We start from the raw sequence: 458 nt of genomic DNA on the forward strand, positions 1-458 counted from the left end.
CATCGCCGAGAAGCGCCTGCCGCAGGACGGCCGCATCGCGCTGCGCGTGGGCGGCAGGCCCATCGACATCCGCGTGTCCACCGTGCCCACCGGCCACGGCGAGCGCGCCGTGCTGCGCCTGCTGGACAAGGAAGCGGGGCGCCTCAAGCTCGAACGCCTGGGCATGGCGCCCGGCGTGCTGGCGGAACTGGACCGCCTGGTGCACCAGCCGCACGGCATCGTGCTCGTGACCGGCCCGACCGGCAGCGGCAAGACCACCACGCTGTACGCCGCGCTGGGCCAGATCGACGCCGCCACCAGCAACGTGCTGACCGTCGAGGATCCGGTGGAATACGACCTGCCGGGCATCAGCCAGATCCAGGTCAACGCCAAGATCGACATGAGCTTCGCCGTGGCGCTGCGCGCCATCCTGCGGCAAGACCCCGACGTCATCATGATCGGCGAGATCCGCGACCTGG

General features: G+C 70.7%; 1 protein-coding gene. It reads left to right on the plus strand.

From position 1 onward, the window contains the following. Positions 1 to 458: ATPase, T2SS/T4P/T4SS family (locus tag KDH83_RS31590; protein WP_212323121.1), on the plus strand; the 458-nt coding region annotated here is incomplete at both ends.

This window comes from Achromobacter sp. Marseille-Q0513 (assembly GCF_018195695.1).
Classification (GTDB): domain Bacteria; phylum Pseudomonadota; class Gammaproteobacteria; order Burkholderiales; family Burkholderiaceae_B; genus Achromobacter.